The following is a 25,616-nucleotide window of genomic DNA, read 5'->3' as shown; positions in this document are numbered from 1 at the left end:
TAAGTTAGTTTTATGGTTATATCCCGTTTATTAATCCAGTGTTTTTTCGCGCTTTTTCTTATCGTAAATATTCCAGCCTATGGCTCTGAGTTGCTGGCCAAAGCAGATGCCCGCATGCCTTCAGCCACGGATACACCATCTGAACCCCTGGTGATTAACAAGGTATTGGTAAAAAAAGCAAAACGCCGGCTTTACTTAATGAGCGGTGAGGAAGTTATCCGGAGTTATCGCATTTCCCTTGGAGATAACCCTGAGGGACACAAACTCTACGAAGGCGACGAGCGCACGCCGGAAGGCAACTACACACTGGACTGGCGCAACCCGGGAAGTGATTTTTATAAGTCTATCCATATCTCTTATCCAAGCGCAAAAGACCGTAAAATGGCCGAAAACTGGGGACAGAATCCGGGCGGCAGCATTATGATTCATGGCCTGCCTAACGGTTCCGAAGATATGGCATTTGCGTTCAGAGGGCTGGACTGGACCAATGGCTGCATCGCCGTTAACAATCAGGAAATGGATGAAATCTGGCAACTGGTCAACGATGGCACGCCGATTCAGATTACCCCCTGATCCCCCTACACTAATGACATGTTTATTACGTTGTCGTCATACCTTGAGAAAATTTACGTATAGTTAGTTAACATTTTCTTTGATAGTGTTTTACACTGTTTAGTGACTCCGGTAGTCAATGCCTATCAGGCTTTAGCTGACAGGACGTTGTCTGAACTGACTTTCGGGTCAACAGGAAGTAACTCGACTAATAAGGGGATTTATAATGCGTAAACTGACGATCGCCGGAATCGCACTGGCTGCTGCTGTTACTGCAGGCTGTGCAACAACCGACCAAGGCGCTCTGGACGAAGCTAATGCAACTGCCACCTCTGCCGAGCAGACAGCAGACAAGGCAATGAACACCGCTAACAGCGCCGCCAGCTCTGCGCGCTCTGCACAGCAGACAGCAGATCAGGCACTGGCCGCGGCGAAAGCAGCGCAGAAGTCTGCTGACGAAGCTAACGAGCGTGCAAAGCGTATGCTCCAGCGTGCAAGCCAGAAGTAAGGCTTAATCGCAGTAAAAAAAGGCCGGGATTCCCGGCCTTTTTTTATGTGTCTGTGTTTTCTGATTCAGGTTGTTTTGGTTGATTGCCAGCCTGGCCTTTGTCCATGAACGTTTTGATCATGTCCATCGGTAGTGGAAAAACAATTGTGGATGAGTTGGTATTGCTCATATCTGACAGAGTTTGCATATAGCGCAGCTGCATGGATCCCGGATCTGCGGACATCACCGTAGCCGCCTCCACCAGCTTTTTCGATGCCTGCAACTCACCTTCCGCATGAATCACCTTGGCCCGCCGCTCACGCTCTGCTTCAGCCTGGCGTGCAATCGCCCGGATCATTGATTCATCAAGGTCTACATGTTTGATTTCAACATTCGCAACCTTAATGCCCCATTCTTCAGTCTGAGCATCAATAATCTCCTGAATATCAGCATTCAGTTTATCCCGCTCCGAAAGCATCTCATCCAGATCATGCTTGCCCAGCACCGAGCGCAGCGTCGTCTGGGATAGCTGGCTGGTGGCGGAATTGAAGTCCTCAACACGAATGATGGCGCGCTCCGGGTCCACCACCCGGAAGTAGAGCACGGCATTCACCCGTACCGTTACGTTGTCCCGGGAAATCACATCCTGGCTGGGCACATCCAGCGTGATAACCCGAAGGTCCACCCGCACAATCTGCTGAATGCCGGGAATAACGAAAATCAGTCCAGGGCCCTTAACACCCTGAAAACGCCCCAGAAAGAACACCACTCCTCGTTGGTACTCGGGAAGGATTTTAATGGCGGCCCCAAGTATCAATAGCAAGACTACTGCGGGTGCCAGCCAGGAAATAAAGTTACCAGTCATACGGCCTCCTTTACGCTCACAGTCAGGCCATCAATTCCGGTGACCTGTAATACATCATTCCGACGGACGGGTTGGCGGCTGACAGCTTTCCAGCGCTCACCGCTCAGTCGGACATGCCCCTGATACCCCTCACCCGTTTTCTGGAAATCATCCAGAGCAACGGCCTGCTCCCGGAGTATCTGCTCGCTACCGCTTACCGGAGCTTTTTTACGCAATCTGACAAGCCGGGTGACCATCCACAGGATGAAGCCAGCCGCTACAGCCGCAACCCCGCCAATGGCAGGCAAAGAGACCGCCCGGTGGTTGCCATCCATCAGAATGACCGATCCGGCAATAAAAGCCACTATGCCACCCACACCAAGAATGCCAAAACTGGGCACCAGGGACTCACCAACGATAAACCCCAGCCCCAGAAATATCAGCGCCAGACCGGCGTAGTTCACAGACAATACCTGAAACGCGAACATGGCCAGTATCAGACAGATTGCACCCACGACCCCTGGCACCACGGCGCCCGGATTGGCCAGTTCAAAAATGATGCCGTAAAACCCGATAATCATGAGGAAGTAGGCAACATTGGGGTTGGTAATGACAGAAAGCAGGCTGGTACGCCAGTCTGGCGGCATGCGGATTATCTCAAGCTCCGCGGTCTGCAAGGTGGTATCGCCTGAGGCCAGCTGTACTGTGTGGCCATCAAGCTGAGACAGAAGGTCCGGCAAGTCTGCCGCCACAACATCCACAACGTTGATCTCAAGCGCCTCACGAGCCCCAAGGTTTACGGCTTCACGAACCGCCTCTTCCGCCCAATCGGCGTTTCTGTCGTGGCGCTCCGCCAGACCGCGTATGTAGCTGACAGCATCCTCCAGCACCTTGCGTTCCATGGCTGTTTCGCCACGACGTTTATCGGCCTGTGACTCGTTTTCACTGCCGGACTCTTCGCTTTGTTTATTTTTAGCTGGCTCCTGTTCCGGCTGAGAGTCGGCGGGTGGCTCCTGGCTTCCGGGAAGCCCGCCCATCTGCACCGGTGTTGCAGATCCCAGATGGGTAGCAGGGGCCATAGCGGCAACATGGCTGCCGTAGAGGATATAGGTTCCGGCACTGGCGGCCCGTGCGCCCTGAGGTGTCACGTAGGTGACAACCGGCACATCCGACCCAAGAATGGTTTTGATGATTCCCCGAGTGGACTCCATGAGTCCGCCGGGCGTATCAATCTCGAGAACGATGAGCTCCGCACCGTCGGCCTCTGCCGTTTCAATCCCGCGCACCACATAATCCATGGTGGCAGGGCCAATAGCACCTTCCACGGTAAGTACCAGCGCAGCCCCCGGGCTCTTCTGCTGAGCAAACACCTGGTGCCCCAGTGACGCCACAGCAAGCAGTGTGCCGACCAGAAAAACCACAGCCCATACCCTGAGCCAGGTCTTCCTGCCTGAATTTACGGAATGATAGGACTGCATATTGCCTCCAGTGCCAACCAGGCACCAACAGAGTCAGAAATACAGTGTCTGGCCCTGCTCTTCCGGTGCCGGGTTATTTTTGTCCTTCGGTGTTTCGTCTGAGGCCACCTGTGAAACCTGCTCGCCGACCAGAGCCGGAATGCCGTCCGCCTGATCTACCGCCAGCTCAATCGCCCGGCGCTGTATCTCGACACCCGGGTGCTGCTGACGGAAGGCATCCACTTCTTTGCTGACTTCCTGCCAGAGGCGGTCTCTGTCCTCCTGGCTGTAGTCTTCATCAGGGCGGTGCACTTCAAGCCAGACCTCGCCTCCGGAAATCCCCATTTTTACCGGATCATTCACAACCTGAACCGGGGTGCCTTTCTCCACCTGGTAAACAAAGCGGGATATATCTTCGTTATACATACGGAAACAGCCGTGACTGACGCCCATCCCCACACCAAACTTCTTGTTGGTTCCATGAATCAGGTAGCCCTTCTCACTCAGCATCAGCGCATGACTGCCCAGGGGGTTGCCAGGGCCGGGTGGTATCATCCGGGGCAGGGAATCACCGGAAGCCTCGTATTCTGCACGTATACTGGCAGGGGGATACCATGCGGGCGACTCCAGAGGCATGGTTACCTCAGCGTCAGTCACAGGCGAAGGGTTCTCTGTGGTGCCTACACCCACGGGATAAACCTGCACACTATCTTCAGTAAAGTAGTAAAGCCGGTACTCAGCCAGGTTAATCACGATCCCCTCGCGGCGTGCATCCGGCATCACATACTGGCGCGGCAGGGTGATTCTGGTGCCGTCACCCGGTAACCAGGGGTCCACGCCGGGGTTGGCTTTCGCCAGCTCCAGATAACCCAGAGCAAGCTGGTTGCCTATTTCTGCAAACGTGTCTTCATACCGGGTCGTATAGACACCCAGCTCACCCGCCAGATCACCGTGAATTCTGAAGGTTGGTACCCGAGGATCCCGGTCTGTTTCCTGCTCTTCGGAGGCCGAAGAATCAGAAGCGCTGCTTGCCTCAGCAGCCCACAAGGGCTGGAAAACAAACCCACACACCAGCAATATCAGCGCGGAATAATTTTTAAACCCCATATATCCTGTTCCAAAAAGCCACCTCATGGACACCCATGATAACCGGTATATTGACGGGTAACAGTATGCTATTGCCGCTCCATAGCTTATTTCTGCTTTTCCGCATTCTCCATGATTGTATGGAAAACCGTCAGCGCTGTATCCATGTCTTCATCGCTGATGCCTGCAAGCATTTCATCACGCAACGTATTAGCCCGGTCTGTTAAAACCTCCATGAACTCCCGACCCTCATCTGTCAGGTGCAGGCGCCGTGCCCGGCGATCGTGGGGACAGGCCCGGCGCTCAATCAGATTCTGTTGTTCCAGGCTGTCCAGCAGACGCACAAGTGTCGGGTTTTCAATAGCCATAAGGGCCGCCAGCTCACGCTGGGTCAGACCCTCACCACCTTGTTGCAGGTAGACCATCGTTGTCCAGCGAGCCTGGGTAACCCCCAGATCTTTCAGGCGCTCATCCAGCAGCTTACGCCAGCGTCTGGTGACTCGGGCAACGGCAAAGGGAAATTCATCTTTCATCTTTATTACTCCGGTCCGGCGCCAGTTTACGGCCCCGCTAATCAAACAGTATCAATCAACAAGCTTACATTACACAAAACATACCACTAGTAAGCTATTTATTGATATAAAAACATGCACTCGTTATGTGAGCGATTACCCGGTTTTTTCGTTTAGTTCTCCAGACTCGGGAGATTCCTGGAATTCTGTGTTCCGTGGATCCAGTTCAGCCAGCACCGCTGATGAGTCTGGCATTGCGGGTACATAATGTTCCTGATCTTCCACGGCAATATCGTCTGTGTAGTTGATACGAAGCGACGTAACAATCGCAAGAATGATCAAAAATCCGGCACTGCCCATAAACAGACCTTCCGGACCCACAAGACTGATTAGCTCAGCCATGACAACCGGGCCAATTACGCTGCCTATGCCATAACTGAGAAGCAGAGTAGCACTGGCGGCGACAATGCGCGTGCTTTCCATGCGGTCATTCGTGATCGCAACAGAGATAGGGTAAATAGTAGAGGAAAGACCAATAAACACGCCTGTAAGCAGCATAAGCTGCCACAGGTTGCCGGCCCCGAAGAGAGCAACAGCGACAGCGGCAAGGGAGGCCAGAAGTGCAACCCAGAACATCACACGCCGACGATCAAAACGGTCGCATATTATCCCCAAAGGCCAGGCGAGAAGCGTGGCCGCTATGATTGCGCTGAACATGAATACAGAGGTTTTTGCAACATCCAGCCCGACCAACGTGGCGTAAACCGGACCAAGGGCATAAAAACCTCCGATCAAAGCACCGCAAACCAAAGACCCTGCTACTCCGGAGAACGATTCACGGGCCAGGGTGAAAAAAGAGATCCGCCGGGCCTTCCCTGCTGCTGGCGCTTCCATGCGGGTCAGAGACAAGGGTATTAAAGCCAGCGTTAACAGAATTGCGGCCAGGGAAAATGGCAGAAAGCCGGACGGATCGCCCACATTCACGATCAGTTGGCCGCCGGCAATCGAGAGAAAGAAAACAACCTGGTATACCGCAAACAGGGCTGCCCGGTTACTGTTACTGGCACGACTGGAGAACCAGCTTTCAATGATCAGCAGCACACCCGCAACCGTAAAGCCTGATACCGCCCGCAATAGCGCCCAGAAAAGCATCGATACCGCGATCGGGTACAACAGAGCGGTAACAGCTGCAATCGCTGCAAGTATGGCAAATGCCCGTATATGCCCCACTCGCTTGATGATGTGATACACATAAAGCGTACCCAGAACAAAGCCCACCGAGTAACACACCAGCACCCAGCCAATAACATCCGGTGAGACCGACTCAATACTTAAACGAATGCCCAGCAACGTCATCAGAAAAGCGTTTCCGCTGATCAGCAATATGACACTTAAAAGGAGGGCTGAAAGAGAAGTGACCATTCGGGTCATAATGGCAACTCCGGAGTTTGCTGGTATGTTATTACATCAGGCCCTGAAGATTTCGCCTACTAAGCATTTCCCGCAACAATCCGGAGGTCGTGTGGCCATACAGGGATGTTTTACACTGTTTTACATTAATGCGCCGTAACAGACCTGAAAAGCCATAACCGGTAGTATAAATAGTCATTACTCAATAAACCCGTGAGCGTTCGGTTATGAAAAAAACGGATTGGCCCATACGCTGGGACCTGTTGCTTCGTTACCGTCTCATTGAGACGATCGCGTTGTGGGAAGGTCGTCTGACGACCAACCATATCTGTCACAGCTTTGGCATCGGCCGGCAACAGGCATCCAAGGACATTAATACCTATTTGCGCGAGCTTGCACCGGGCAACCTTGTCTATGATCGCCATCTCAAAGGTTATGTGCCTTCATCCGATTTTCAGCCAGTCGTTACCCGCGGGCACGCCGAAGAATACCTGGATCTTCTGGCACGCCAGCAAAACCTCAGCAGCACGTTTGAAGCCCTTGAGGTTGGCCTGCCCGGCAGCCAGGTTGTAAACGCGCCTAACCGTGTTGTCGCACCCGAAACCATGCGCGCAGTTGTCGCCGCCACCCGGGCGGGCAGGCAACTCCAGGCCAGTTACGCCTCTTTGAGCCGTCCCGAAGCTATAGAAAATATTCTTGAGCCTCACACTCTGGTCTGCACGGGTAATAACTGGCATTTACGAGCCTGGTGTAATTCCAGCCGGGAGTTCCGGGATTTTGCACTCAGCCGCTTCCACAGCGCACCCACCGTTCTGCGCCAGAAAGCCAGGCACAGCAGCGAGCAGGACGATGACTGGAACCGCAGTGTCGTTATGGTCATTTCACCCGACCACCGCCTGACCGAAGCCCAGCAAAATATTATAGCGCTGGATTACGGCATGGAGAATAACCGTCTGGACATAGAGACACGGGCCGCCCTGACGCCTTATGTATTGTCACAACTGGGAATTACCCTCGACAGCCGTCACCCCGACCCGCTCGTTCAGCAGCTTGAGCTGACAAACCCCGATCACCTGGGCTTCGGCAGCAAACGCGAACGTGCCCTGAAAGCAGCTGCAGGCCTTCGTTAACCCTTAAGAGGCTGACGTGAGCCCAAGCCCCTGGCACGCTCGTGCCTTCCTTGCTGTCCTGCTATTACTTCCTGCGTTTCAGGCATCCGCAGCACAATCCTGTGGGCAGCCGGCAACGCCGATCTCTGAGGTGCAGGGCCAAGGCGATACTTCCCCACTGGTCGGCCAACAGGTAACGGTTGAGGGCGTTCTTACCCTCGATTCCCGCATGGACGGCGGGTTTTCCGGCTTTTATCTGCAGCAGGCGGATGGCGAAACCGACAACAACCCCGACACCTCGGAAGCCGTATTCGTTTATACTCGCAGGAGTGCCGGTACGCCAGGTGATCGCCTGCGTATAACCGGTACCGTAAAAGAATTTCATGGCCTGACGGAACTGACAGACATCCGTGCGCTCACAGCCTGTGGTTCCGCACCTGTCCCGAAAGCCCGGGAGCTAAAGCAACTGCACCCGGACGCGCTGGAAGCACTCGAAAATATGCGCGTGCGCACAACCCGGCCGTTAACCGTCATCAGTTCCTGGAACCTGGCCCGCTATGGTGAGCTCACACTGGCGCCCGACGATCAGGTTATACCTACGGAATACCTTGAACCCGGACCACAGGCCAGGCAGGCAGCGAAACAAAACCGACAACACAGAATACGGCTGGATGATGCCCGCAGTGTTCGCCAACCAGACCCGATTCCCTGGCCTCCGGGCGGCCTGACCGGGTCCAGCACCGTCCGCAATGGCGATACCGTTCATGGTATTTCCGGCATCCTTGATTACCGTTTCGGCGCCTGGCGGTTGCAGCCAGACGAGCCACCCGTTTTTAAATCTGCCAATCCACGTGCGCCGGCACCTTCCCGCCCCGAAGGCCCGCATGTTCGCATTATGACTATGAACCTTGAGAATTACTTTAATGGCGACGGCCGGGGTAACGGTTTTCCCACATCCCGCGGGGCCCCCACACCGGGCTTGTTTCGAATCCAGAGCCAGAAGCTGACAGCCGCCCTGCGCCGTCCCGATCCGGATATTATTGCTGTCACGGAACTGGAAAACGATGGTTATGATGATACGAGCGCAATCGCACAACTGACCGCTGCGATGGGACCCGAGTGGGAGTTTGTTGCAACCCCGGGCGCAGACGGCAACGACAAGATCCGCACGGCTTTGCTCTACCGACAGGACCGCGTTGATGTCGAAGGGGCACCCCGGCGCCTGAGCTCCGGCCCTTTTCGCAAGCAAGGCCGGCCACCTCTGGCACAGACATTCCGGCCAAAGAACCAGGGCCTTGCCATCCGGGTTGTGGTGCCGCACCTGAAATCAAAATCCTGCCGCAATGCTAACGCTGCCAACCGCGACAGAAACGATGGCCAGGGCTGCTATGCTCAGCGCCGGTCAAAAAGCGCCCGGGCTCTGGTGAGTTGGCTTGAGCAACAACCCGAAGCAGACGGCTTTGCCGGCACACTAATAACGGGTGATTTCAACAGTTATTTCCGGGAAGCCCCGCTGCAACCTCTCAAACGCGCTGGCTTTACAAGCATGGTCCATCACTTTCACCCCTGCAAAGCACACACCTGCAATCACCACACCTTCCGATACAAAGGCCAGAAAGGATCCCTGGATTACGCCTTTGCGTCCGCCCCTCTTGTTTCCAGGGTTATTGGTGCCAGAACCTGGGCGATTAATGCGGATGAACCACCGGCGCTGGGGTATAAGGCAAACCTGCCGGGCATCCAGACATCACCATGGCGCGCATCGGATCATGATCCTGTCATTACTGACATTCAACTCTGAACCGGTCTATTGGCCTGCCGGGCCTGTTACCGCGTCACCACAGTCCTGGGGTCGTAAAGCAGCAAGGGCCATAATCAGTATCAGCGCTCAAAAGATATACAAAAACTGCTGATAACAAGGATTCCCATGCAAACCACGGCTTCGGTTACACAAGATCTGGGCATGCCGGCCATCTACCTGCATTTACTGGCCGGCGTACTGCGCACTGTCGGTCTTGACGAACGCGACCTGCTTCGCAGGGTCGGACTGGATCCGGTCCGGCTGCAATGCACTGACGCCCGGGTGAGCCAGGCGCAGGCCAGTGAGTTTGTGATTCGCGCCCTGATTGAGAGCGGCGAGCCCGGGCTCGGTATGATGCTGGCGAGGGAGTTAAAACTGCCCCTGCACGGGGCTTTGGGGGTGGCGGTGATGAGCAGCCACACCTTGCAGGACGCACTGGATCTTATGACCCGGTACCTCACTTTAAGGGCACCGCACCTGCGTGTGCGCCGTCAGCGTCATGCTGACGCTGTACATTACGCTATTTTCTGCGATGACAACCCCGGCCCTATGCAAAACTTTATTATGGATGCCGTGTTGTTTGGCTGTGCCTTCATGGGGGAGCAGCTTATCCACACGCCCGTGACCGGAGTCGGCATTCTCCGTAAAGGGCCTGAACCAGCTCATTTTCACCGCTTTCGTCCGTCGATAAACGCGCCGGTAACTTACAATGCACCCGAAGACGCTCTGGTGATCCCCCGTGACGCACTGGCAGCCCCCATTCGTTTCCGTGATGCCCGGCTGGCCGAGTCATCCCGCGCCCAGTGCGAACAGACCCTGAAACAACTCACGGGAGATACCGGATTCAGCGGCCGGGTGCGGCGGGTCATTGAAACCAGTTACCCCTTTCCCCCAAAGCTGGCACGGGTGGCTGCAACCCTGCGTGTCTCCGAGCGCACGCTGAAGCGCCGGTTGCAGGAAGAAAACGCCAGTTTCCAGGCAATGGTGGATCAGGTACGGCTGGAGCGAGCCCGGGAGTTGCTCACCGGTTCTGCCATGAACCTGGGCCAGATAGCCGATATTCTGGGTTACGCAGATGCTGCAAACTTTACCCGGGCTTTCAAACGCTGGACCGGGTGCAATCCGAGCCAGTACCGAATGGCCCCGGCGTAATCAGTCGATACCGACTATTTTGTGCATCTGCAGCGTCAGACGCCAGCGGGGGTGCGCCAGGCAGTATTCTGTCGCCTTGCGGGTGTTACTTTGCTTGATGGGGTCCGCACCGTCTTCCGGAGCCGAAGGAGAAGCCATGGGTGACAGAAAAAAGTGCCGGGCTTTGATGTGAGTAAACTGTTCCGGTCTGGCGTCCGGCTGCGGATACACAAGCTTGAGCTCATCGCAGGTTTCAATGACCACCGGTGCCTGGGCTTTGGGGCTCACACACAGCCAGTCAATCCCGGACGGTGCCGGCAACGTACCGTTGGTTTCTACGCCCACTTCAAAACCCAGCGTGTGGAAGGCTTCGATTAACGTTTCGTCCAGTTGCAGCAATGGCTCACCGCCGGTACACACCACATACGGCTCGCCTCCCGGTGCCTCTGGCCAAAGGCTGTGGATATGTGCCGCCAGGGCCTCTGCGGTTTCAAACTTGCCACCATTCTGACCGTCTGTGCCGACAAAATCCGTGTCGCAAAAATTGCAGACGGCATGTGCGCGGTCCTTCTCACGGCCGGTCCAGAGGTTGCACTTGCTGAACCGACAGAATACCGCTGCACGGCCGGCCTGGGCCCCTTCGCCCTGGAGGGTATAGAAGGCTTCTTTAACCCGGTACATCAGCACTCAACCTCATAATCCAACGGATCCGCAAGGCCATTTTCAGCAAAAGCCTCGAGCCGTTCCAGACAGGAGCCACAGAGTCCACAGGCCTTTTCACGCCCGTTGTAGCACGTCCAGGTGTGGGCATAGTCAAGGTTCAGCTTCAGACCTTCAGCCAGTATTTCACCTTTGTTCATGTGCATAAACGGCGCTTCAATGCCTACCGGCTCATAATTGGCTATCCGGCATACTGAATCCATTTTCTCGACAAACTCGGGGCGGCAATCAGGATAAATAGCATGATCACCCCCGTGAGCACCGTACCAGACCGCCCCGGCCCCGACCGTAACCGCATAACCGGTAGCCAGCGAAAGCAGGATCATATTGCGGTTCGGCACCACGGTTGCTTTCATGTTGTCTTCTTCGTAATGCCCTTCAGGTATCTCGCCGCCGGAGGTCAGGGCAGAGCCAGACATAACCTCATTCATGGCGCGAATATCAATAACCTTGTGGGGAATTTCCAAGGCAGAGCAAACCGAGCGCGCAACATCAAGCTCCCGGACATGGCGTTGGCCATAGTTGAAAGATAGCGCATGCACGCGATACCCCCTGGCCCGTGCCAGATGCAGCAGGGTGAACGAGTCCATACCGCCGGAATAGATTACAACCACGGTGTAAGTCATGCAGGCTCCTGGTGAAAAGTTGAATAGTTCTTTCAGACTGGGTCATCAAGGAGCGGGTATTGTAACAGTGTCAGTGCTTCAGGGTACGCGCCCTGAGGACAAGCATATTGAGCCCGTCTCTGAGGGTGGACAGCGTCCAATAGGTCACCAGCGCCATAAGTCCGGCGCCAATCACGGTAAACACAAGGTCGTCGCCAACGACCCGTCCTTTCGCCAGCATCATATAGATGGCCAGCACAGCTACCAGGACAATTTCTACAGCAAAATGGAAACGGAACTTTTTTCGGGCAGATCCGGCTTCTTTGGGCATTTTCTTGGGTTTCAACCTCTGGGTATCTTTCTGTATGAGTGATTATTTAGTGTTCTAATTATCACCCAAACGCCCCCGAATATCTGTACGAACTAATGTCTAGGGGTTTTCCACAGGCAAAAAAAACGCAGCCATAAAGACTGCGAAAAAAGGAGAGATCCATCAAATATCTGGCTGCCAGATATCCTGGATTGCACAACGTAAAAAACACGTGACAAGTGAATTATGAGGACACTTCCTTTCCGGGTCTGTACGCGTTTGCCGAAGCGGCCCCGGACTGTTGCAAACCCCCGGTTAACGGATACACTGGATAATCAAACCGTTCCGAAAAGCTGAAGACGATGCAAATGATTTCACAGTTCACGATTAACGCCGCCGCATACGGCTCGAAAGAGCATTGTGTGCGTGCGCTGGTAAACGATATCTAACGGCTTTCGGTCAGTTCCCGGGAGCCTTTGCAGCGACCGGGTCAGCGTCTCCGACAAACCCCGGTTGCTTCTGGCTCCGGGGTTTTGTTTTTGCAAGGGCAAAACGACAAGGAGATCACCATGAGAAGACACCAGACAAGACGCGCTGCCAACCAGCCAATGAGTAACCGTTCCGGCGCCATCCGCCGCCCGGGAAAGTTGCCATTTCTGGACGCCATCTGCAAAAAACTCAACCAGCGCGTTGACCTTGATGATGAACAAAGAGTCCTGGGGGTTTATGAGCGGGGCTGGATATTTAACGGTGTTCTGGCCACCCTGGACGGTGCGGAAGCCCGCTATGTCCGCGCACTGGCCAACCGTTATGATTCCTGGATTGCCCGCCAGGTAGCCTGAGACTTGAAAACAGTGCCTGAAGCAGAGTCTGAACTGGTCAATGGTGCCGGTTCAGACCCGGTCCTGTGGATGCGCCACCATGCACTACTGCATAGTTATTGACCACATCGTGTATCTTTTCCTGGGAGTAGGGCTTGACCACATAACCGTTGGCACCGGCGCTGATTGCCCTCTGTATGCTTTCGATGGAGTCATCTGCAGTAACCAGGACAATGTGCTGTCCATCCCGGGCCTCCTTGAACGTTTTCATCAGCTCATGACCGTTGCCATCCGGTAAACCCAGGTCCAGCAGAATGATATCAAACTGCGCACTCTCGAAGGCCTCACGGCCTGTTGCCGCATTTTCACATCCGGTTACCCGTGTCGCCCCGGCCTTGTAAAGCATCTCAACCAGCCGTTCACGCATCACTGGCTCGTCTTCTACCACCAGCACTGTCAGTTTATTCATCGTTACCTCCTGTTACCGCCGGCTCTGGGAGTGTTCAGCTGCCTGTATGACGGGGCAGATCCAGCGGGGCATGTGTTGCCTGATCCCGGCTGGCTGCCTCCACCGGTGGCGCGTCTGCACTTGCCGCTGGCTCTGCCCCGGTGAGATCCCGGGTGAGAATGTTGCTGATACTGACCGCTGTCGAGTATAGAGAGATTGCGATAATCAGCAGGATCGGCTGCACAAATGCGACAAAGCCCGGTACCTCGGAGCCTCCCATAATACTCAGTATCAGGATGATGGCCGGCCCCAGCACAACGAACAGTGTCAGAGCAATAAAGAATACAATACGCTCCTTATACCGGCCAAGATCCTGATTGCTGACCAGGCCCAGCACAAACTTGCCGATGGCGAGCCCTGCAAGAATAGCCGCTGCAATGCTCAGGTCGGTATGCTTCAGCATCTCGTAGAGGTTGCCATCCCAGAGGCGCTGCATACCAATAACCAGAAACGGAAACAGTACGAACAGGATATCGGCATAGGTGCCGTACATCATGCTCATTGACTGGTGTTCGCGCTGTAAGGGTTGCTCACTCATCGGTTCAGTCCTGTGTATCCTTTGTCCGTTCACGCTCAATCATCTCGTCCAGTATCGCAAATTCGCGGCGGACTTCGGTCCACTGCGGCTCAGCCACCTTAACCAGAGCTTCTACAACACCTGCCTGGCGAGTCATATCAGGGTAGCCCATGGCGCCGGCGGCCCCTTTTATCTGATGGGTCTCGGATTCAAGCACGTCCGCATTCCGGGTGGCAGCCGCCTGCCTCATTCGTTGCTGGCGCGCACCCAGTCCGGCCAGAAACCGGGCCACCAGATGTACCATGGCATCATCTTCTCCGGAGCCCTTCGAAGAAGCGGGCTCGAGAAAGCGCTCCAGTACCGCTTGCAGCCGGCGCTCATCTATCGGCTTTTCCAGCACACCATCGCAACCGGCATCCCGCAGCGCATCAATTTCTTTCTGGTCACCTGCGGTGAATGCAATAATTGGCCGCCGGAAACCAGCTTGCCTGAGCAACCGGGTCGCTTCAACGCCCCCCATGGCTGGCATATGCCTGTCCATAAGCACTAATTGCACAGACTCAGACAAAGCTTTGCGCACCGCATGGTCACCTGCCTGAACAGCAATCACCTTCAGGCCCAGACGGCCCAGCATCCGTTCTACCAGCTGCCGGTTTTCAGCACTGTCCTCAGCCACCAGCACCGTGCCGTGATATTTCTGCACGGGCGTTCCGGCGCTGTCAGGCTGAACCTCCAGGTAGCGGGCTAAAACCTCATAGAACTTTTGTTTATCAATGGGTTTGGCCAGATGCTCGTTGCAGCCCGCCCGCCGGTAGTCCGCAATATCCTCAGCCATAACATTGGCGGTCAAAGCAACCACCGGTGTGTTCACCCCGGCTTCCCTCAGTGCCACTGTGGCATCACGGCCATTCATGACCGGCATCTGAATGTCCATAAGAATCAGGTCAAATGGCTCGCGCACAGCAACCTCCAGGGCTTCGGCGCCATTGTTCACGTGCACCAGCTCAGCTCCAGTGCGGCCAACCAATAGCGAAACCAGTCCACGGTTCACATCGTTATCTTCTGCACAGAGTATGCGTCCGGACAACCGGGGAGCGACGGCCATGGACATGATCTGGCTGTGCTGGCTAAGCTCCGATGCGTCCCGGAGGAAATGTACCTGTTCCAGCGTACCTGTGCATATCGACAACTCAAACTCACTGCCTTCGCCATAGGTGCTGTTTACCTGAATGCTACCGCCCAGCATTTCCGCCAGCCGCCGCGAAATACTCAACCCGAGCCCTGTACCGCCATACTGGCGGGATATGGCCGCGCTGCCCTGGGCAAAAGGATCAAACAGCCGTGCCGTCTGCTCCGGTTTCATACCAATGCCGGTGTCCACAACCCGGGCAACTAAGCGCTCCTGCTCCCGGTCACAACGGACAGACAGGGAAATTGAGCCTTTTTCGGTAAACTTAAGCGCATTACCACACAGGTTGATGATGATCTGGCGCAGCCGTGTGGGGTCTGTCTGAATCTGCTCTGGCAGAGGAAACTCGCACAGAATATTAAAATCCAGCCCCTTCTCCCGGGCCCGGGGCGCAAAGAATGACCGCACCTCATTCAGTAGCTCCGGCAGGTTAACCCAGACAATATCCACATCCAGTTTATTAGCATCGATTTTGGAGTGATCCAGAATGTCATTCACCAGGTCCAGCAGATGCCGGCCACTGCGCACAACGGTTTCAGCACTGTTGTGCTTTTCATTGTCATCCAGATCAGGGTCAATCAGGTTTTCACCATAGCCAATGATGGCCGCCAGAGGTGTCCGGATCTCATGACTCATGTTGGCAAGGAACTGGCTCTTGGCTTCGGCGGAGTTGCGGGCCAGCTCTTTTTCCAGTCGCTCCTGTTCCCGCTCACGCTCAATGCTCTGGCGCCGGTGGCTTTCGGTGGAGTCAACACAGGTACCTTCCAGATGTGTAGGCATACCCTCGCTGTCATACACCGTATGTAAGGAAATAATGACCCAGCGTTCCTCCCCTGACCGGGTCAGATAGCGTGCCTCCACCCCTTTTATGGTGCCGCGCTGTTCAAGCTGTTCAACCACGCGCGCCCGCAGCTCATCATCTGCAATACAGGTTTCCAGAGCATCGGGATTGTGTTGCATCAGCTCCCGACTACTGCTGAACCCCATCAGCTGTGCCATAGCCGGATTTGCCGCAATAAACTGACGCCGGACTGACATCTGGAAAATGCCCTCAACGGCATTATCAAACAGTGCCTGGTAACGCTGCAGATTGGCTAAGGCTCGCCGGCTCCAGCTCAGGGCTTCGCCCTGCACTTGTTTAATGCGGTCGGCCAGTGCAAAGGAAAACAGGATAATCTGTGCCGTGAGGCCAATCTGCGGGGCATAGCTGGTAAACCTGTTAAGAGGCAAATACCCCATAACGGTCAGCGCGTATATGCCAAAACCGATCAGCGCCAGCGTCCAGGCAAAAAAGTACGAGCGGGCCGCCGGGTTGTAGTAACGCCAGGACAGATAGCTGACTGCAATCAGAATGAGGCAGAGCACCACCGACCCGATCACTATCCACTCCATGGCACTGTGATAGGGCACAAACAGAGACAACACAAAGGTAATTAGCACAGAGTACAGGCACACCTTTATAACCCGGTCCAGGTCTTTTGAACGGGCGCGTGTTTCCAGCAACGCCCTGGCCATCAATAGCCCCCAGAACCAGGTCATGATTATCTGAAAGGGCAGGTATTCCTTGTTAAACAGGGCCGGGCGACTGTCCAGGATCTGGATACCATGAACCTGCTCGGTCGCAATAAATACGGCTGCCGAGATCAGGTAGAGAACGTAATAAATATTGCTGCGCTCGCGGACAGAGACCGCCACAAACAGGTTATAGGCAAGAATGGCAACCAGGCTTCCCAGCAGCGCGCCCCTGACCACTTCATCAACGGACACCTTTTCAATGTAACTGTCCGGGCTCCAGAGGCTGACGGGCAGGCGGAAAGTGTTGGTGTTGATAATGCGTAGATACACAGACGTAACACTGTCCGGCTCAAGGTGCAGCCGGAAGGTGGGGTTGGGCACCGCCAGATCACGCTCTGACCAGTCGTCCTGATAGCCCGCCCGGCGCTGAGCAATCAGCTCGCCGTCGCGCACCAGATACAGCACAACTTCGTCGACCAGTGGCAAAGCCAGTTCCAGAATCCATTCTGTATCTGCTACGCCCGTCTCTGTGCGCAAATCAAACCGGGTCCAGTAAGCTGACTCGGTGTAGCCAAAATTCAGCACACCGTTTTCATGACGGGTAAACCGGTCAGCGTCCATGGTAAGAATATCCGGCAAGCGATACAGCCGGCCCGCATCCTCCAGATAAGAGATGCAGCCCCCGAATTCCCGGACACTTTCTGTGCTGTTTTTCAGGACAATCTCGCCATCCTGGCATTGTTCCTGGGCCAGTGCCGCTACCGGCATCAGAACCATCAATACTAATATCGCGACAAGCAGCCACCGCATTGCGTTACCTGACGCCGGGTTACACCGTTGCTGCAAAATGTGATCTCCGCGCGGGCAGAAGCCTGTTTTATCGTTTATTCTCAGCAGTCGGACCGGGGGAACGCCCCCGAGGCTAAACACTTTAGCCGTTTACGGCTGATTTCGCATCCCGGAGCCTTCTGAAATGAGACACGCCTGCTTTTTTATCGTCATGTCACTCATGTTGCTGAGCGGTTGCGGAATGGAAGATACGGGCTCATCCGCCCCGATTAACCCGGCAACCGATGTAGATTACCCCCTTTCCACGTTTACACTGAAAAATCAGGAAGGTCTGGAACCGGTTTTACCCTATACAGTTTTCTACGATGTTTACCTTGGTGCCACTCCCCAAGAGCCCGGGGATGATAACGGCTTCGCTGCAGAACTCAGAGCACACCTTGATACCTTCCTGCAGGCTTCCTCCGATGAAACCGGCTACAAAAGCGTCCGCAATCCGATTGACCTGATGCACGAAGTGATCCGGTCCGGGCGTGTGGACAACTTTAACGAGGGCCGGCAGCTTATGGTTTCGAGCGTCACAGAGAATAGGGCAGCAACCTATAACACCCCCGCAAACAATGCGCTGATCCGTTTCTCGGAACTCCACAGTGGTGAGAGTACACCTGCAGAAGACCAGACATGGCTCTACCCGATGCTGGACTGGACTTATAATCGCGATAAGGGAAAAGTGTACCGGGCAATGCAGTTTTCTGCTTCCAGCCCCGAGCAGCCCGACGACTTAACCGCGGAAATCGCCAGTGCGTCCTCAAGTAGCCAGTATGCCAAAGAGGCTTTCGGTGCCAGCGGGTTTAATCAGCCAGAGTACGCAGCAACCAGCATGACAGGCCGTACGCGGGGGAAAGTCGAGCTTTTGCAGGAATTTGTGGGCCTTCAAAGAGACACACTGACGCTGACACAAGCCTCCGGCATGACTCTCAATGGCAGTGACCCTGACTGTGTAAAGGCCGTGTTTCAATACAGCACCTCACGGGTGACTGTGTTTACCTCAAAGGGCAAACAAACAAACGACCCCGACCACTGCGGCAATCAAGAAAAGGATGCATGGACCTTTGCTTATGATGCTGAGACGATCAGTCATCGCCAGCAATAACCCGGCCATCAAAACCCCGGGTGCTCATGGAAAGCATTTTTGTGCTCAACTGTCCGCTGCTATAGTTCTCTTTTACTGTTCCTTTTTCAGCCACAGGAATTATTTATGAGCGAGACAACAGTTGCCGATACGCTCCGGGAATACCTTTCTCTGTATGAGCTGCTGGACGACGCTTACTGGGAGGCCGCCAGCATTCAGCACAAGGACATGCTGTACGACATCATCAGCATTTTCAGTCAGGAAATATTCGAGATCAACAAGCTCAGCACTCAGGATCACCACTACCCCTATGAGGTATTAACGGAAGGCATCCGCCGGGTTGTGCCCAAACTGGAGCAGCTGGATGAAATACGTGAGGACGTGGTTCAGCGCACCCAAACCCTGACTGATTTCCGGGACATTCTGTCATCGGTTCTGGGCATTCTCGAGAACCAGCTTCGGACCCTCTAAGCCACAACGTCAGGTCGTAATCACCGGGCGTTCGCTTTCGGGGCGTAGCGGAAATTCCCGGGCAATGGTGTAGACAAACTTGCCGAGTGCGGGAATGTGGTGCCCCACTATCGGAAACCCTGTGTTAAGAAGGCTTACCGAGATATCCCGGGCAGCATCTGCCCAGCAGAACTTGTTAATCAGCCCCACGTGCCCGAAGGCATAGCGACTTTTTTGTCCCCATAAACCAACCGGGTTACCGCCCAGCATCATGCCGGCACTGAAGCGCATGGGGAGCATCATGGTGCGATCAATCTGTAGCGAGCCGAACTGCTGTATGGCACGGCGAACGGTAATCTCACTGCAAATGCGCTTGCCCTTCCAGGTCCCGCCGTTCAACATCATCTGATAAAACCGCCCCATTTCTTCTGCCGTTCCGCACAGATTTCCTGCAGGAATCACTGCCTCCTGAAAGCGGGGGTCGTTGGTTACTTTTTCAACAGTGGCCAGATCCCCACCCAGTGCGCGGTTAACGATCCAGGATACAGGAAAGCGCGGCGTCGGCCCGGTGGCGTAGCTGGTGGCAAGCTTATGCAGATCTTCCGGCTGAAGGCCATAGGTGAACCATTTCATACCCATGGGCTGGCGCAGATGCTTATCAAGGTAGTTTTCAATGCTGTCGCCCGTCACCTTTTCCAGCACCCTCTGCAACACATAGCCACCGGTTATGGCGTGATACGCTATTCTGGTTCCATCCACCTCAATGGCCCGGGCTTCACACAGAAGCCTCCAGATCTCCTCCGGGTTCCATAACACCTCTATGGGCGTGTCTTTCGGAATAGCCGGGATGCCGCCCCTGTGAGACAGGATCTGATGCATGGTGATGGTGCGCTTGCCATTGGTGGCAAACTCAGGGCAGTAATAGGACACAGGGTCCATCAGGTTTACCAGCCCCTGTTCTACCAACATGTGAATCAGCAGCGCAGTGACAGCTTTAGAGGCGGAGAAATAACACACGGGTGTATCCGTGGTCATCGCGACTCTGGGCGTGTCAGCTGGGTCGTTCGGGCCGTTGCCACTGGCATGGCCGATGGCACGGTGCAATATCTGCTCTCCCCGGTGGCGCACCGAGAGTTGAATACCCGGATGAACACCGGTGCGGTACAAGGCTTCCACGCTTTTCCAGATTTTGTCTAAGGTACCAGGGTCAACCCCGGCGGCTTCTGGTTTTTCGCCACGGATATCACGGTAAGTAACGGCAGCCAGGTTTTTGGGAACCTTACAACTGTGCAGTGCGCGGCGGGCGATCGGGTTCATCGGATAAGCCTTGATGTAGGTGACTGTCTCTGGAGTTATCATAGTCTTTTAACCATGAAAAAAACCAATGTTTCCAGGAGCAGTTTTATGACGCCGGGTATCGATGCGGCCAGAAAAGCCGGCATTTCTCACACCATCCATGAATATGAGCATGATTCCGCCAGTGCCGGGTATGGCGATGAGGCGGCCGAAAAACTGGGGATAGACCCGGCCCGGGTCTTCAAGACTCTGGTGGTATTGGTTGATGGCAAAAACCTGGTCGTTGGTCTGGTTCCGGTTACCAGTATGCTGAGCATGAAGCTTATCGCCAAAGCGGCAGGGGGTAAAAAGGCGGTCATGGCTGACCCGCAGGACGTTCAGCGCCGTACCGGCTATGTATTGGGCGGGGTCAGCCCCCTCGGCCAGAAGACCCGGCTGAAGACAGTGATAGACGCCTCTGCACAGGCCCTCGACACCATTTACATCAGTGCCGGCCGCCGCGGCCTGGAGATTGAACTTGCCCCGGACGATCTGGCGCACTTAACCGGCGCGAAGCTGGCGCCATTGCAGCAGGCATAAAAAAACCCGGGGAGCTGCTTCAAAGCTCTCCGGGTTTTTGTTTCAGACAACCAGGCAAAAAACCTGGCGGCTATCCGGTATTACTTCACGGATGCGCGGGCATCTTCCATAATCCGGTTCAGGGTTTCACTGGGCTGCATGACAGCCTTCACCTTGTCTGCAGGCGGATGGTAGTAGCCGCCAATATCCGCAGGATTTCCCTGGATAACACTCATTTCTTCCAGGATCGTATCCTTCTTCTCTTCCAGCTGTGCTGATAGCTTGGCGAAGAACTCCTTCAGTTCTTTGTCACTGTCCTGGCTGGCCAGTTCTTCTGCCCAGTAGCGCGCCAGATGGAAATGGCTGCCACGGTTATCCAGCTCGCCCGTCACGCGCGAAGGCGACTGGTTGTTCTCAAGCAGGCGCCCGGTTGCCTTGTCGAGAGTCTGGCCCAGCAGGCGTGCACGGTTATTATCATGCTTTTCGCCAAGCTCTTCCAGAGAGACAGCAATGGCCAGGAACTCGCCCAGCGAATCCCAGCGCAGGTGGTTTTCCTGCAGCAGCTGCTGTACATGCTTGGGCGCAGAGCCGCCAGCACCGGTTTCATACAGACCACCGCCGTTAAGCAGCGGAACGATTGAGAGCATTTTGGCACTGGTGCCCAGCTCCAGAATCGGGAACAGGTCGGTGAGATAGTCACGCAGTACGTTACCGGTTACCGAGATGGTGTCCAGGCCACGAATCAGGCGCTCCATGGTCCAGCGGATCGCCCGAACCGGCGACTCGGTACGAATGTGGAGGCCTTCGGTGTCATGATCTTTAAGGTAGGTATTCACCTTCTTGATCAGTTCGGCATCGTGAGCACGCTCATCATCGAGCCAGAAGACGGCCGGCATGCCAGTAGCACGGGCACGGTTAACGGCCAGCTTGACCCAGTCACGGATGGGCAGGTCTTTGGTCTGACACGCACGCCAGATATCGCCTTCTTCCACATTGTGTTCCGTCAGCACTGTGCCGTCTTCAGCCAGCACGCGTACGATACCGTCTTCCGGAATTTCAAAGGTTTTATCGTGTGAGCCGTACTCCTCGGCCTTCTGTGCCATCAGCCCGACGTTGGGTACCGTGCCCATGGTGGTGGGATCAAACGCGCCATGGGTTTTGCAGAAGTTGATCACTTCCTGGTAAATGGTGGCGTAGGTAGACTCAGGCATAACGGCCTTGGTGTCTTTAAGCTTGCCATCACGGGCCCACATTTTACCCGAGTTGCGGATCATTGCCGGCATGGAGGCGTCGACAATCACATCACTCGGTACGTGCAGGTTGGTAACGCCCTTAACAGAGTCCACCATGGCGATTTCCGCGCGGTGCTCATAGGTCTTGTGCAGCGTTTCCTGGATTTCTTCCTGCTTGGATTCCGGCAGTTGCGTGATTTTCTCCATAACGGATGACAGTCCGTTATTCGGATTCACTCCGATTTCGTCAAACAGGTCGCCGTACTTTTCGAAAAGCTCTTTGTAGTAAACCTTCACCGCATGGCCGAACACAATCGGGTGAGAGATTTTCATCATGGTGGCTTTGACGTGAAGCGAGAACATCACCCCGGTCTTCTCGCAATCCGCGATGGCGTCTTCGAAGAACTTCACCAGCGCTTTCTTGCTCATGAACATGCCGTCAAGCACTTCACCTTCCAGCAAGGGCAGCTCAGGCTTCAGTACCGTCTGCTCGCCTTTCTTGTTCTCGAAAACAATGCGGGCGTTGGTTGCCTTGTCGAGGGTTACCGACTGCTCGTTGGAGTAAAAGTCGCCTCCGCGCATGTGTGCCACGTGAGTACGTGAAGCCGGGCTCCACTCACCCATGCTGTGCGGGTATTTACGGGCGAAAGCTTTCACAGCCGCAGGGGCGCGGCGGTCGGAGTTGCCTTCACGCAGTACCGGGTTCACGGCGCTGCCAAGTACTTTGGCATAGCGGGCCGTGACTTCTTTCTCTTCGTCGGTTTGCGGATCTTCCTTGTATTCGGGAACCTTGTAGCCCTGCTCGTTCAGTTCTTTAATGGCTGCGCGCAACTGCGGAATGGAGGCAGAGATGTTTGGCAGCTTGATGATGTTGGCGTCCGGGTCCTTGGTATATTCACCCAGCTCGGCCAGTGAGTCGGGAACGCGCTGATCTTCTTCAAGGTAGTCCGGGAAGTTTGCCAGAATACGGGCTGCAAGGGAGATGTCGCTGGTGCCAAATTCAATGCCGGCCGGCTTGGCGTAGGTTTCCAGAATCGGTAGCAGGGAGCGGGTGGCGAGGGCTGGAGCCTCATCCGTAAGGGTATAGGTGATCTTTGCTTTGGATGATGTCATTTTCGTCCTCAGGCTGATAGGTGGGTTCAGGACGGTCAAAGCCGGACCGGGCGTCTTGTGAACGGCTGATCCGGACAATGACTGATTTTAGAACTTTTGATAGACCTACTAAGATAGCATCTTTTTGTAACCTCTGGTTGCGATCTTAGTATAAGAACGGACTCAAAACCCCTGATCTTCAGGGTCCGGGCAAAAAAATGGCGGGATTTTACGAAACTTTCTAACATTTTGGGCATTCGACTGGTTAGCTTGAGAGTACCGCAGCGGGTGCACCTCTTTCCAAAACACGCTCCTCAGCGCTTATTGCTCCTGCGTCGCACTGAGGGTCCTGGGCAAGCCGTCCTTGGCTTGCCCGTGAAGTGCTTCGCACTCCACCCATGGCTCCGCACAGTTTTGGGAGGCCTTAACCCCAGCGCTTCGCGAACCTTTCAATGGCCTGCCGGCATTAAGTTCTCCTCAGCAAGCCGCTCCCGTATCTGATCCAGAGCTTCCGGATTACCCAATGCATCCCGGTTATCCGCTTTGGTGGAGCCGTTGATCAGGCGGGCGACGGCCAGTTCCACCTTTTTGCCACTGCGGGTGTAGGGGATATCTGGCACCTGGACGATGTGCCTGGGTACGTGGCGGGGGCTGGCGCCCTGGCGGATTCGGGTTCTGAGCTGTTTGAGCAGGTCGTCGGTAAGCTCCTGATTATCTGCGGGCACTACGAGCAAGACAACTTCCACATCGCCGTCGATTTGCCGCCCGACAACCAGGCTGTCTTTGATGGCCGCTTCGGTTTCGACCTGGCGGTAGATTTCGGCGGTGCCGATTCTCACGCCACCAGGGTTGAGTGTGGCGTCAGAGCGGCCGTAGATGATGGCGCCGCCGTGTTCGGTGAATTCAATGAAGTCACCGTGCGCCCAGACGCCCGGGAAGGTGTCGAAGTAGGCTGCGTGGTAACGCTCGCCGTTTGGGTCATCCCAGAAGGCGACAGGCATGGAGGGCAGTGGCTGGCGACAGACGAGTTCGCCGCGGCCTTTATCGACGGGCCGCCCGTCGTCGTCGTAGGCAACTGCATCGACACCCAGTAAGCGGCACTGGATTTCACCGCGGCGCACAGGCAGCAGTGGGGTAGAGCCTACAAAACAGCCACAGATGTCTGTGCCTCCTGCAATGGAACCCAGTAGAACATCGGGCGCACCCTGGTTGTAAATCCAGTCATAATCTTCCGGAAGCAGGGGGGAGCCGGTTGAGAAGATGATTCTCAGAGGGCTGAGGTCCAGGGTTTCAGCCGGAGCCATGCCTGCCTTACGACAGCCCGCAATAAACTTTGCACTGGTGCCAAAGTGGGTAACACGCTCTTCGGCCACTGTGTTCCAGAGATAGCCGAGATCCGGGTAGCCCGGGGAGCCATCCACGGTAATCACCGCCGCCCCGGTCAGTAATGCTGACGCCTGCCAGTTCCACATCATCCAGCCGCAGGTGGTGAAATAGAGGAAACGATCCCGGGAGCCTGTATCGCCGTGCAGTATGAGTTCTTTGGCGTGATTAACCAGCAAACCCGCCGTTCCATGCACAATGCATTTGGGTTTGCCGGTTGTGCCGGAGGAATACAGGATATACACCGGATGGTCAGGATCTACCGGCGTGAATGAGGGAGCCTGACCACTGCCAGCTGCAAGAGCTTCGTCCCAGGTAGTCACCAACTCACCCGGAACCGCCGCCTCTCCGGGAAGCTGTTCGACGCTGATTACACATTTAAGTGCCGGCAGCTCCGCAATCAGTTCGGCGAAATCCTGTTGGCGCGCAAAGGTTTTACCGCCATAACCATAACCATTCACCACAATCAGTGCCGCAGGCTCTATCTGACCAAACCGGTCCAGAATCGCTCCAACACCAAAGTCGGGAGAAGCCGAGCTCCAGATGGCCCCCAGGCTGGTGGCTGCCAGCATACCGGCGAGCGCTTCGTAGCCGTTGGTGACCACACCCGCAATCCGGTCCCCTTTGTCGATGCCTTTGCTGCGTAAAAAGGCTTCCAGAGCGCCCACGTCGGCCTTCAGCTCGCCATAAGTACGGCGTAACACCGGACGGGTTTCACAGTAGGCTACAACCGCTTCCTGACTGGCATGTTCCCCTTCTGCAAGGCGCAACAGGTTAGCGGCAAAGTTCAGCTTCATACCCGGAAACCACTCAGCCCCGGGCATTTGCCGTTTGCCCAGAACTTCGCTGGCCGGCGTGTCGCAAACCAGCCCGCAATAATCCCAGACTTTGCCCCAGAACGTCTCCAGATCATCCACAGACCATTGATGCAGGGCATGGTAATCGGCAAAGGGTCCGTATCCCTGGCTTTCCAGCCAGGCTTTGAAGCCGCCCATACGGGAGCCCGTTAAAACCTCTTCCGAGGGAGACCAGACAATAGGGGACTCTTCTTGTTTTATAATGCTCATCCTTCACTCCTGATTGTTTTCGCTTACGTAAACGGAAACCAAAATA

Annotated in this window: 23 protein-coding genes; 9 read left to right on the top strand and 14 right to left on the bottom strand. The window is 55.2% G+C overall.

Features of this window, described 5'->3' with window-relative positions:
* Nucleotides 1–12 precede the first annotated feature (12 nt).
* Both FFI95_RS03765 and FFI95_RS03760 read left to right on the top strand, forming a co-directional pair.
* Complete coding sequence (locus tag FFI95_RS03765) at nucleotides 13–573, top strand: L,D-transpeptidase family protein (protein ID WP_144821051.1); 561 nt, start codon at nucleotides 13–15, stop codon at nucleotides 571–573.
* Between the two features lie 205 nt (nucleotides 574–778).
* On the top strand, nucleotides 779–1,060 hold the full coding sequence (locus tag FFI95_RS03760; RefSeq protein ID WP_144821050.1) for an Lpp/OprI family alanine-zipper lipoprotein: 282 nt from the start codon (nucleotides 779–781) through the stop codon (nucleotides 1,058–1,060).
* A 43-nt stretch (nucleotides 1,061–1,103) separates the two neighbouring features.
* Here the strand turns inward: FFI95_RS03760 and FFI95_RS03755 are convergent, their stop codons facing one another.
* The 5 genes from FFI95_RS03755 to FFI95_RS03735 all read right to left on the bottom strand — a co-directional run bounded on the left by FFI95_RS03755 (nucleotide 1,104) and on the right by FFI95_RS03735 (nucleotide 6,369).
* Complete coding sequence (locus FFI95_RS03755; protein WP_144821049.1) at nucleotides 1,104–1,904, bottom strand: slipin family protein; 801 nt, start codon at nucleotides 1,902–1,904, stop codon at nucleotides 1,104–1,106.
* Nucleotides 1,901–3,361 (bottom strand): NfeD family protein, encoded by a 1,461-nt coding sequence (locus FFI95_RS03750; protein WP_144821048.1) that lies wholly within the window; start codon nucleotides 3,359–3,361, stop codon nucleotides 1,901–1,903. The genes FFI95_RS03755 and FFI95_RS03750 overlap by 4 nt, the downstream gene beginning before the upstream one ends.
* Before the next feature lie 33 nt (nucleotides 3,362–3,394).
* Nucleotides 3,395–4,447, bottom strand: a complete 1,053-nt coding sequence (locus tag FFI95_RS03745; protein ID WP_144821047.1) for a L,D-transpeptidase family protein — start codon at nucleotides 4,445–4,447, stop codon at nucleotides 3,395–3,397.
* Nucleotides 4,448–4,533: 86 nt separating this feature from the next.
* Nucleotides 4,534–4,959, bottom strand: coding sequence for a MarR family transcriptional regulator (locus tag FFI95_RS03740; protein ID WP_144821046.1), 426 nt, complete (start codon nucleotides 4,957–4,959; stop codon nucleotides 4,534–4,536).
* Nucleotides 4,960–5,094: 135 nt separating this feature from the next.
* Nucleotides 5,095–6,369 carry an MFS transporter gene (locus tag FFI95_RS03735; protein WP_144821045.1) on the bottom strand — a complete coding sequence of 425 codons (1,275 nt, stop codon included), beginning with the start codon at nucleotides 6,367–6,369 and terminating at the stop codon, nucleotides 5,095–5,097.
* A gap of 206 nt (nucleotides 6,370–6,575) precedes the next feature.
* Between FFI95_RS03735 and FFI95_RS03730 the strand changes: the two genes are divergently transcribed.
* From FFI95_RS03730 to FFI95_RS03720, 3 genes are all read left to right on the top strand, one after another.
* Entirely contained in the window at nucleotides 6,576–7,478 is a 903-nt protein-coding gene (locus FFI95_RS03730; RefSeq protein ID WP_144821044.1) for a helix-turn-helix transcriptional regulator, read from the top strand.
* 16 nt (nucleotides 7,479–7,494) lie between these two features.
* Nucleotides 7,495–9,258, top strand: a complete 1,764-nt coding sequence (locus FFI95_RS03725) for an ExeM/NucH family extracellular endonuclease (RefSeq protein WP_246069359.1) — start codon at nucleotides 7,495–7,497, stop codon at nucleotides 9,256–9,258.
* Between the two features lie 126 nt (nucleotides 9,259–9,384).
* Nucleotides 9,385–10,410: an AraC family transcriptional regulator gene (locus FFI95_RS03720; RefSeq protein WP_144821043.1), complete on the top strand. Its 1,026-nt coding sequence runs from the start codon at nucleotides 9,385–9,387 to the stop codon at nucleotides 10,408–10,410.
* Here the strand turns inward: FFI95_RS03720 and queE are convergent, their stop codons facing one another.
* From queE to FFI95_RS03705, 3 genes are all read right to left on the bottom strand, one after another.
* Entirely contained in the window at nucleotides 10,411–11,070 is a 660-nt protein-coding gene (queE, locus tag FFI95_RS03715) for a 7-carboxy-7-deazaguanine synthase (protein WP_144821042.1), read from the bottom strand.
* Nucleotides 11,070–11,735 carry a 7-cyano-7-deazaguanine synthase QueC gene (gene queC / locus FFI95_RS03710; RefSeq protein WP_144821041.1) on the bottom strand — a complete coding sequence of 222 codons (666 nt, stop codon included), beginning with the start codon at nucleotides 11,733–11,735 and terminating at the stop codon, nucleotides 11,070–11,072. Before queC ends, queE begins: the two co-directional genes overlap by 1 nt.
* A 70-nt stretch (nucleotides 11,736–11,805) precedes the next feature.
* Nucleotides 11,806–12,060 carry a hypothetical protein gene (locus FFI95_RS03705; protein WP_246069357.1) on the bottom strand — a complete coding sequence of 85 codons (255 nt, stop codon included), beginning with the start codon at nucleotides 12,058–12,060 and terminating at the stop codon, nucleotides 11,806–11,808.
* Nucleotides 12,061–12,593: 533 nt separating this feature from the next.
* Here FFI95_RS03705 and FFI95_RS03700 point away from each other — a divergent pair.
* Nucleotides 12,594–12,866, top strand: coding sequence for a hypothetical protein (locus FFI95_RS03700; RefSeq protein ID WP_144821040.1), 273 nt, complete (start codon nucleotides 12,594–12,596; stop codon nucleotides 12,864–12,866).
* Between the two features lie 37 nt (nucleotides 12,867–12,903).
* Here the strand turns inward: FFI95_RS03700 and FFI95_RS03695 are convergent, their stop codons facing one another.
* Genes FFI95_RS03695 through FFI95_RS03685 form a run of 3 tightly spaced genes read right to left on the bottom strand, consistent with a single transcriptional unit; the run spans nucleotide 12,904 to nucleotide 17,384 of the window.
* Complete coding sequence (locus FFI95_RS03695) at nucleotides 12,904–13,314, bottom strand: response regulator (protein WP_144821039.1); 411 nt, start codon at nucleotides 13,312–13,314, stop codon at nucleotides 12,904–12,906.
* A gap of 34 nt (nucleotides 13,315–13,348) precedes the next feature.
* Nucleotides 13,349–13,891: a hypothetical protein gene (locus tag FFI95_RS03690; protein ID WP_144821038.1), complete on the bottom strand. Its 543-nt coding sequence runs from the start codon at nucleotides 13,889–13,891 to the stop codon at nucleotides 13,349–13,351.
* A gap of 4 nt (nucleotides 13,892–13,895) precedes the next feature.
* Nucleotides 13,896–17,384 (bottom strand): response regulator, encoded by a 3,489-nt coding sequence (locus FFI95_RS03685; RefSeq protein ID WP_144821037.1) that lies wholly within the window; start codon nucleotides 17,382–17,384, stop codon nucleotides 13,896–13,898.
* Between the two features lie 163 nt (nucleotides 17,385–17,547).
* On the opposite strand from FFI95_RS03685, the gene FFI95_RS03680 reads away from it, so the two are divergent.
* Together FFI95_RS03680 and FFI95_RS03675 are read left to right on the top strand one after the other, a co-directional pair.
* Nucleotides 17,548–18,513, top strand: a complete 966-nt coding sequence (locus FFI95_RS03680) for a hypothetical protein (RefSeq protein WP_144821036.1) — start codon at nucleotides 17,548–17,550, stop codon at nucleotides 18,511–18,513.
* 105 nt (nucleotides 18,514–18,618) lie between these two features.
* Nucleotides 18,619–18,963, top strand: coding sequence for a hypothetical protein (locus FFI95_RS03675; RefSeq protein ID WP_144821035.1), 345 nt, complete (start codon nucleotides 18,619–18,621; stop codon nucleotides 18,961–18,963).
* Nucleotides 18,964–18,972: 9 nt separating this feature from the next.
* Here FFI95_RS03675 and FFI95_RS03670 read toward each other — a convergent pair whose 3' ends face one another.
* Nucleotides 18,973–20,259 (bottom strand): serine hydrolase domain-containing protein, encoded by a 1,287-nt coding sequence (locus FFI95_RS03670; RefSeq protein ID WP_144821447.1) that lies wholly within the window; start codon nucleotides 20,257–20,259, stop codon nucleotides 18,973–18,975.
* An 87-nt stretch (nucleotides 20,260–20,346) separates the two neighbouring features.
* On the opposite strand from FFI95_RS03670, the gene ybaK reads away from it, so the two are divergent.
* Nucleotides 20,347–20,817: a Cys-tRNA(Pro) deacylase gene (ybaK, locus tag FFI95_RS03665; RefSeq protein ID WP_144821034.1), complete on the top strand. Its 471-nt coding sequence runs from the start codon at nucleotides 20,347–20,349 to the stop codon at nucleotides 20,815–20,817.
* Between the two features lie 80 nt (nucleotides 20,818–20,897).
* Here the strand turns inward: ybaK and FFI95_RS03660 are convergent, their stop codons facing one another.
* On the bottom strand, nucleotides 20,898–23,141 hold the full coding sequence (locus tag FFI95_RS03660) for an NADP-dependent isocitrate dehydrogenase (protein WP_144821033.1): 2,244 nt from the start codon (nucleotides 23,139–23,141) through the stop codon (nucleotides 20,898–20,900).
* Between the two features lie 428 nt (nucleotides 23,142–23,569).
* Nucleotides 23,570–25,570, bottom strand: a complete 2,001-nt coding sequence (locus FFI95_RS03655; RefSeq protein ID WP_425463051.1) for an acetoacetate--CoA ligase — start codon at nucleotides 25,568–25,570, stop codon at nucleotides 23,570–23,572.
* Nucleotides 25,571–25,616: the final 46 nt, after the last annotated feature.

Source organism: Marinobacter piscis (assembly GCF_007671655.1).
GTDB classification, from domain to species: Bacteria; Pseudomonadota; Gammaproteobacteria; order Pseudomonadales; family Oleiphilaceae; genus Marinobacter; species Marinobacter piscensis.
This window is presented reverse-complemented; position numbering and strand designations above follow the sequence as displayed.

Coding starts and splice junctions, on each gene's coding strand:
- queE (WP_144821042.1), bottom strand. CDS start 11,070: ATGTACCGGGTTAAAGAAGCCTTCTATACCCTCCAGGGCGAAGGGGCC.
- FFI95_RS03670 (WP_144821447.1), bottom strand. CDS start 20,259: ATGAACCCGATCGCCCGCCGCGCACTGCACAGTTGTAAGGTTCCCAAA.
- FFI95_RS03655 (WP_425463051.1), bottom strand. CDS start 25,570: ATGAGCATTATAAAACAAGAAGAGTCCCCTATTGTCTGGTCTCCCTCG.
- ybaK (WP_144821034.1), top strand. CDS start 20,347: ATGACGCCGGGTATCGATGCGGCCAGAAAAGCCGGCATTTCTCACACC.
- FFI95_RS03700 (WP_144821040.1), top strand. CDS start 12,594: ATGAGAAGACACCAGACAAGACGCGCTGCCAACCAGCCAATGAGTAAC.
- FFI95_RS03735 (WP_144821045.1), bottom strand. CDS start 6,369: ATGACCCGAATGGTCACTTCTCTTTCAGCCCTCCTTTTAAGTGTCATA.
- FFI95_RS03660 (WP_144821033.1), bottom strand. CDS start 23,141: ATGACATCATCCAAAGCAAAGATCACCTATACCCTTACGGATGAGGCT.
- FFI95_RS03755 (WP_144821049.1), bottom strand. CDS start 1,904: ATGACTGGTAACTTTATTTCCTGGCTGGCACCCGCAGTAGTCTTGCTA.
- FFI95_RS03745 (WP_144821047.1), bottom strand. CDS start 4,447: ATGGGGTTTAAAAATTATTCCGCGCTGATATTGCTGGTGTGTGGGTTT.
- FFI95_RS03675 (WP_144821035.1), top strand. CDS start 18,619: ATGAGCGAGACAACAGTTGCCGATACGCTCCGGGAATACCTTTCTCTG.
- FFI95_RS03720 (WP_144821043.1), top strand. CDS start 9,385: ATGCAAACCACGGCTTCGGTTACACAAGATCTGGGCATGCCGGCCATC.
- FFI95_RS03730 (WP_144821044.1), top strand. CDS start 6,576: ATGAAAAAAACGGATTGGCCCATACGCTGGGACCTGTTGCTTCGTTAC.
- FFI95_RS03680 (WP_144821036.1), top strand. CDS start 17,548: ATGAGACACGCCTGCTTTTTTATCGTCATGTCACTCATGTTGCTGAGC.
- queC (WP_144821041.1), bottom strand. CDS start 11,735: ATGACTTACACCGTGGTTGTAATCTATTCCGGCGGTATGGACTCGTTC.
- FFI95_RS03740 (WP_144821046.1), bottom strand. CDS start 4,959: ATGAAAGATGAATTTCCCTTTGCCGTTGCCCGAGTCACCAGACGCTGG.
- FFI95_RS03765 (WP_144821051.1), top strand. CDS start 13: ATGGTTATATCCCGTTTATTAATCCAGTGTTTTTTCGCGCTTTTTCTT.
- FFI95_RS03690 (WP_144821038.1), bottom strand. CDS start 13,891: ATGAGTGAGCAACCCTTACAGCGCGAACACCAGTCAATGAGCATGATG.
- FFI95_RS03750 (WP_144821048.1), bottom strand. CDS start 3,361: ATGCAGTCCTATCATTCCGTAAATTCAGGCAGGAAGACCTGGCTCAGG.
- FFI95_RS03695 (WP_144821039.1), bottom strand. CDS start 13,314: ATGAATAAACTGACAGTGCTGGTGGTAGAAGACGAGCCAGTGATGCGT.
- FFI95_RS03685 (WP_144821037.1), bottom strand. CDS start 17,384: ATGCGGTGGCTGCTTGTCGCGATATTAGTATTGATGGTTCTGATGCCG.
- FFI95_RS03760 (WP_144821050.1), top strand. CDS start 779: ATGCGTAAACTGACGATCGCCGGAATCGCACTGGCTGCTGCTGTTACT.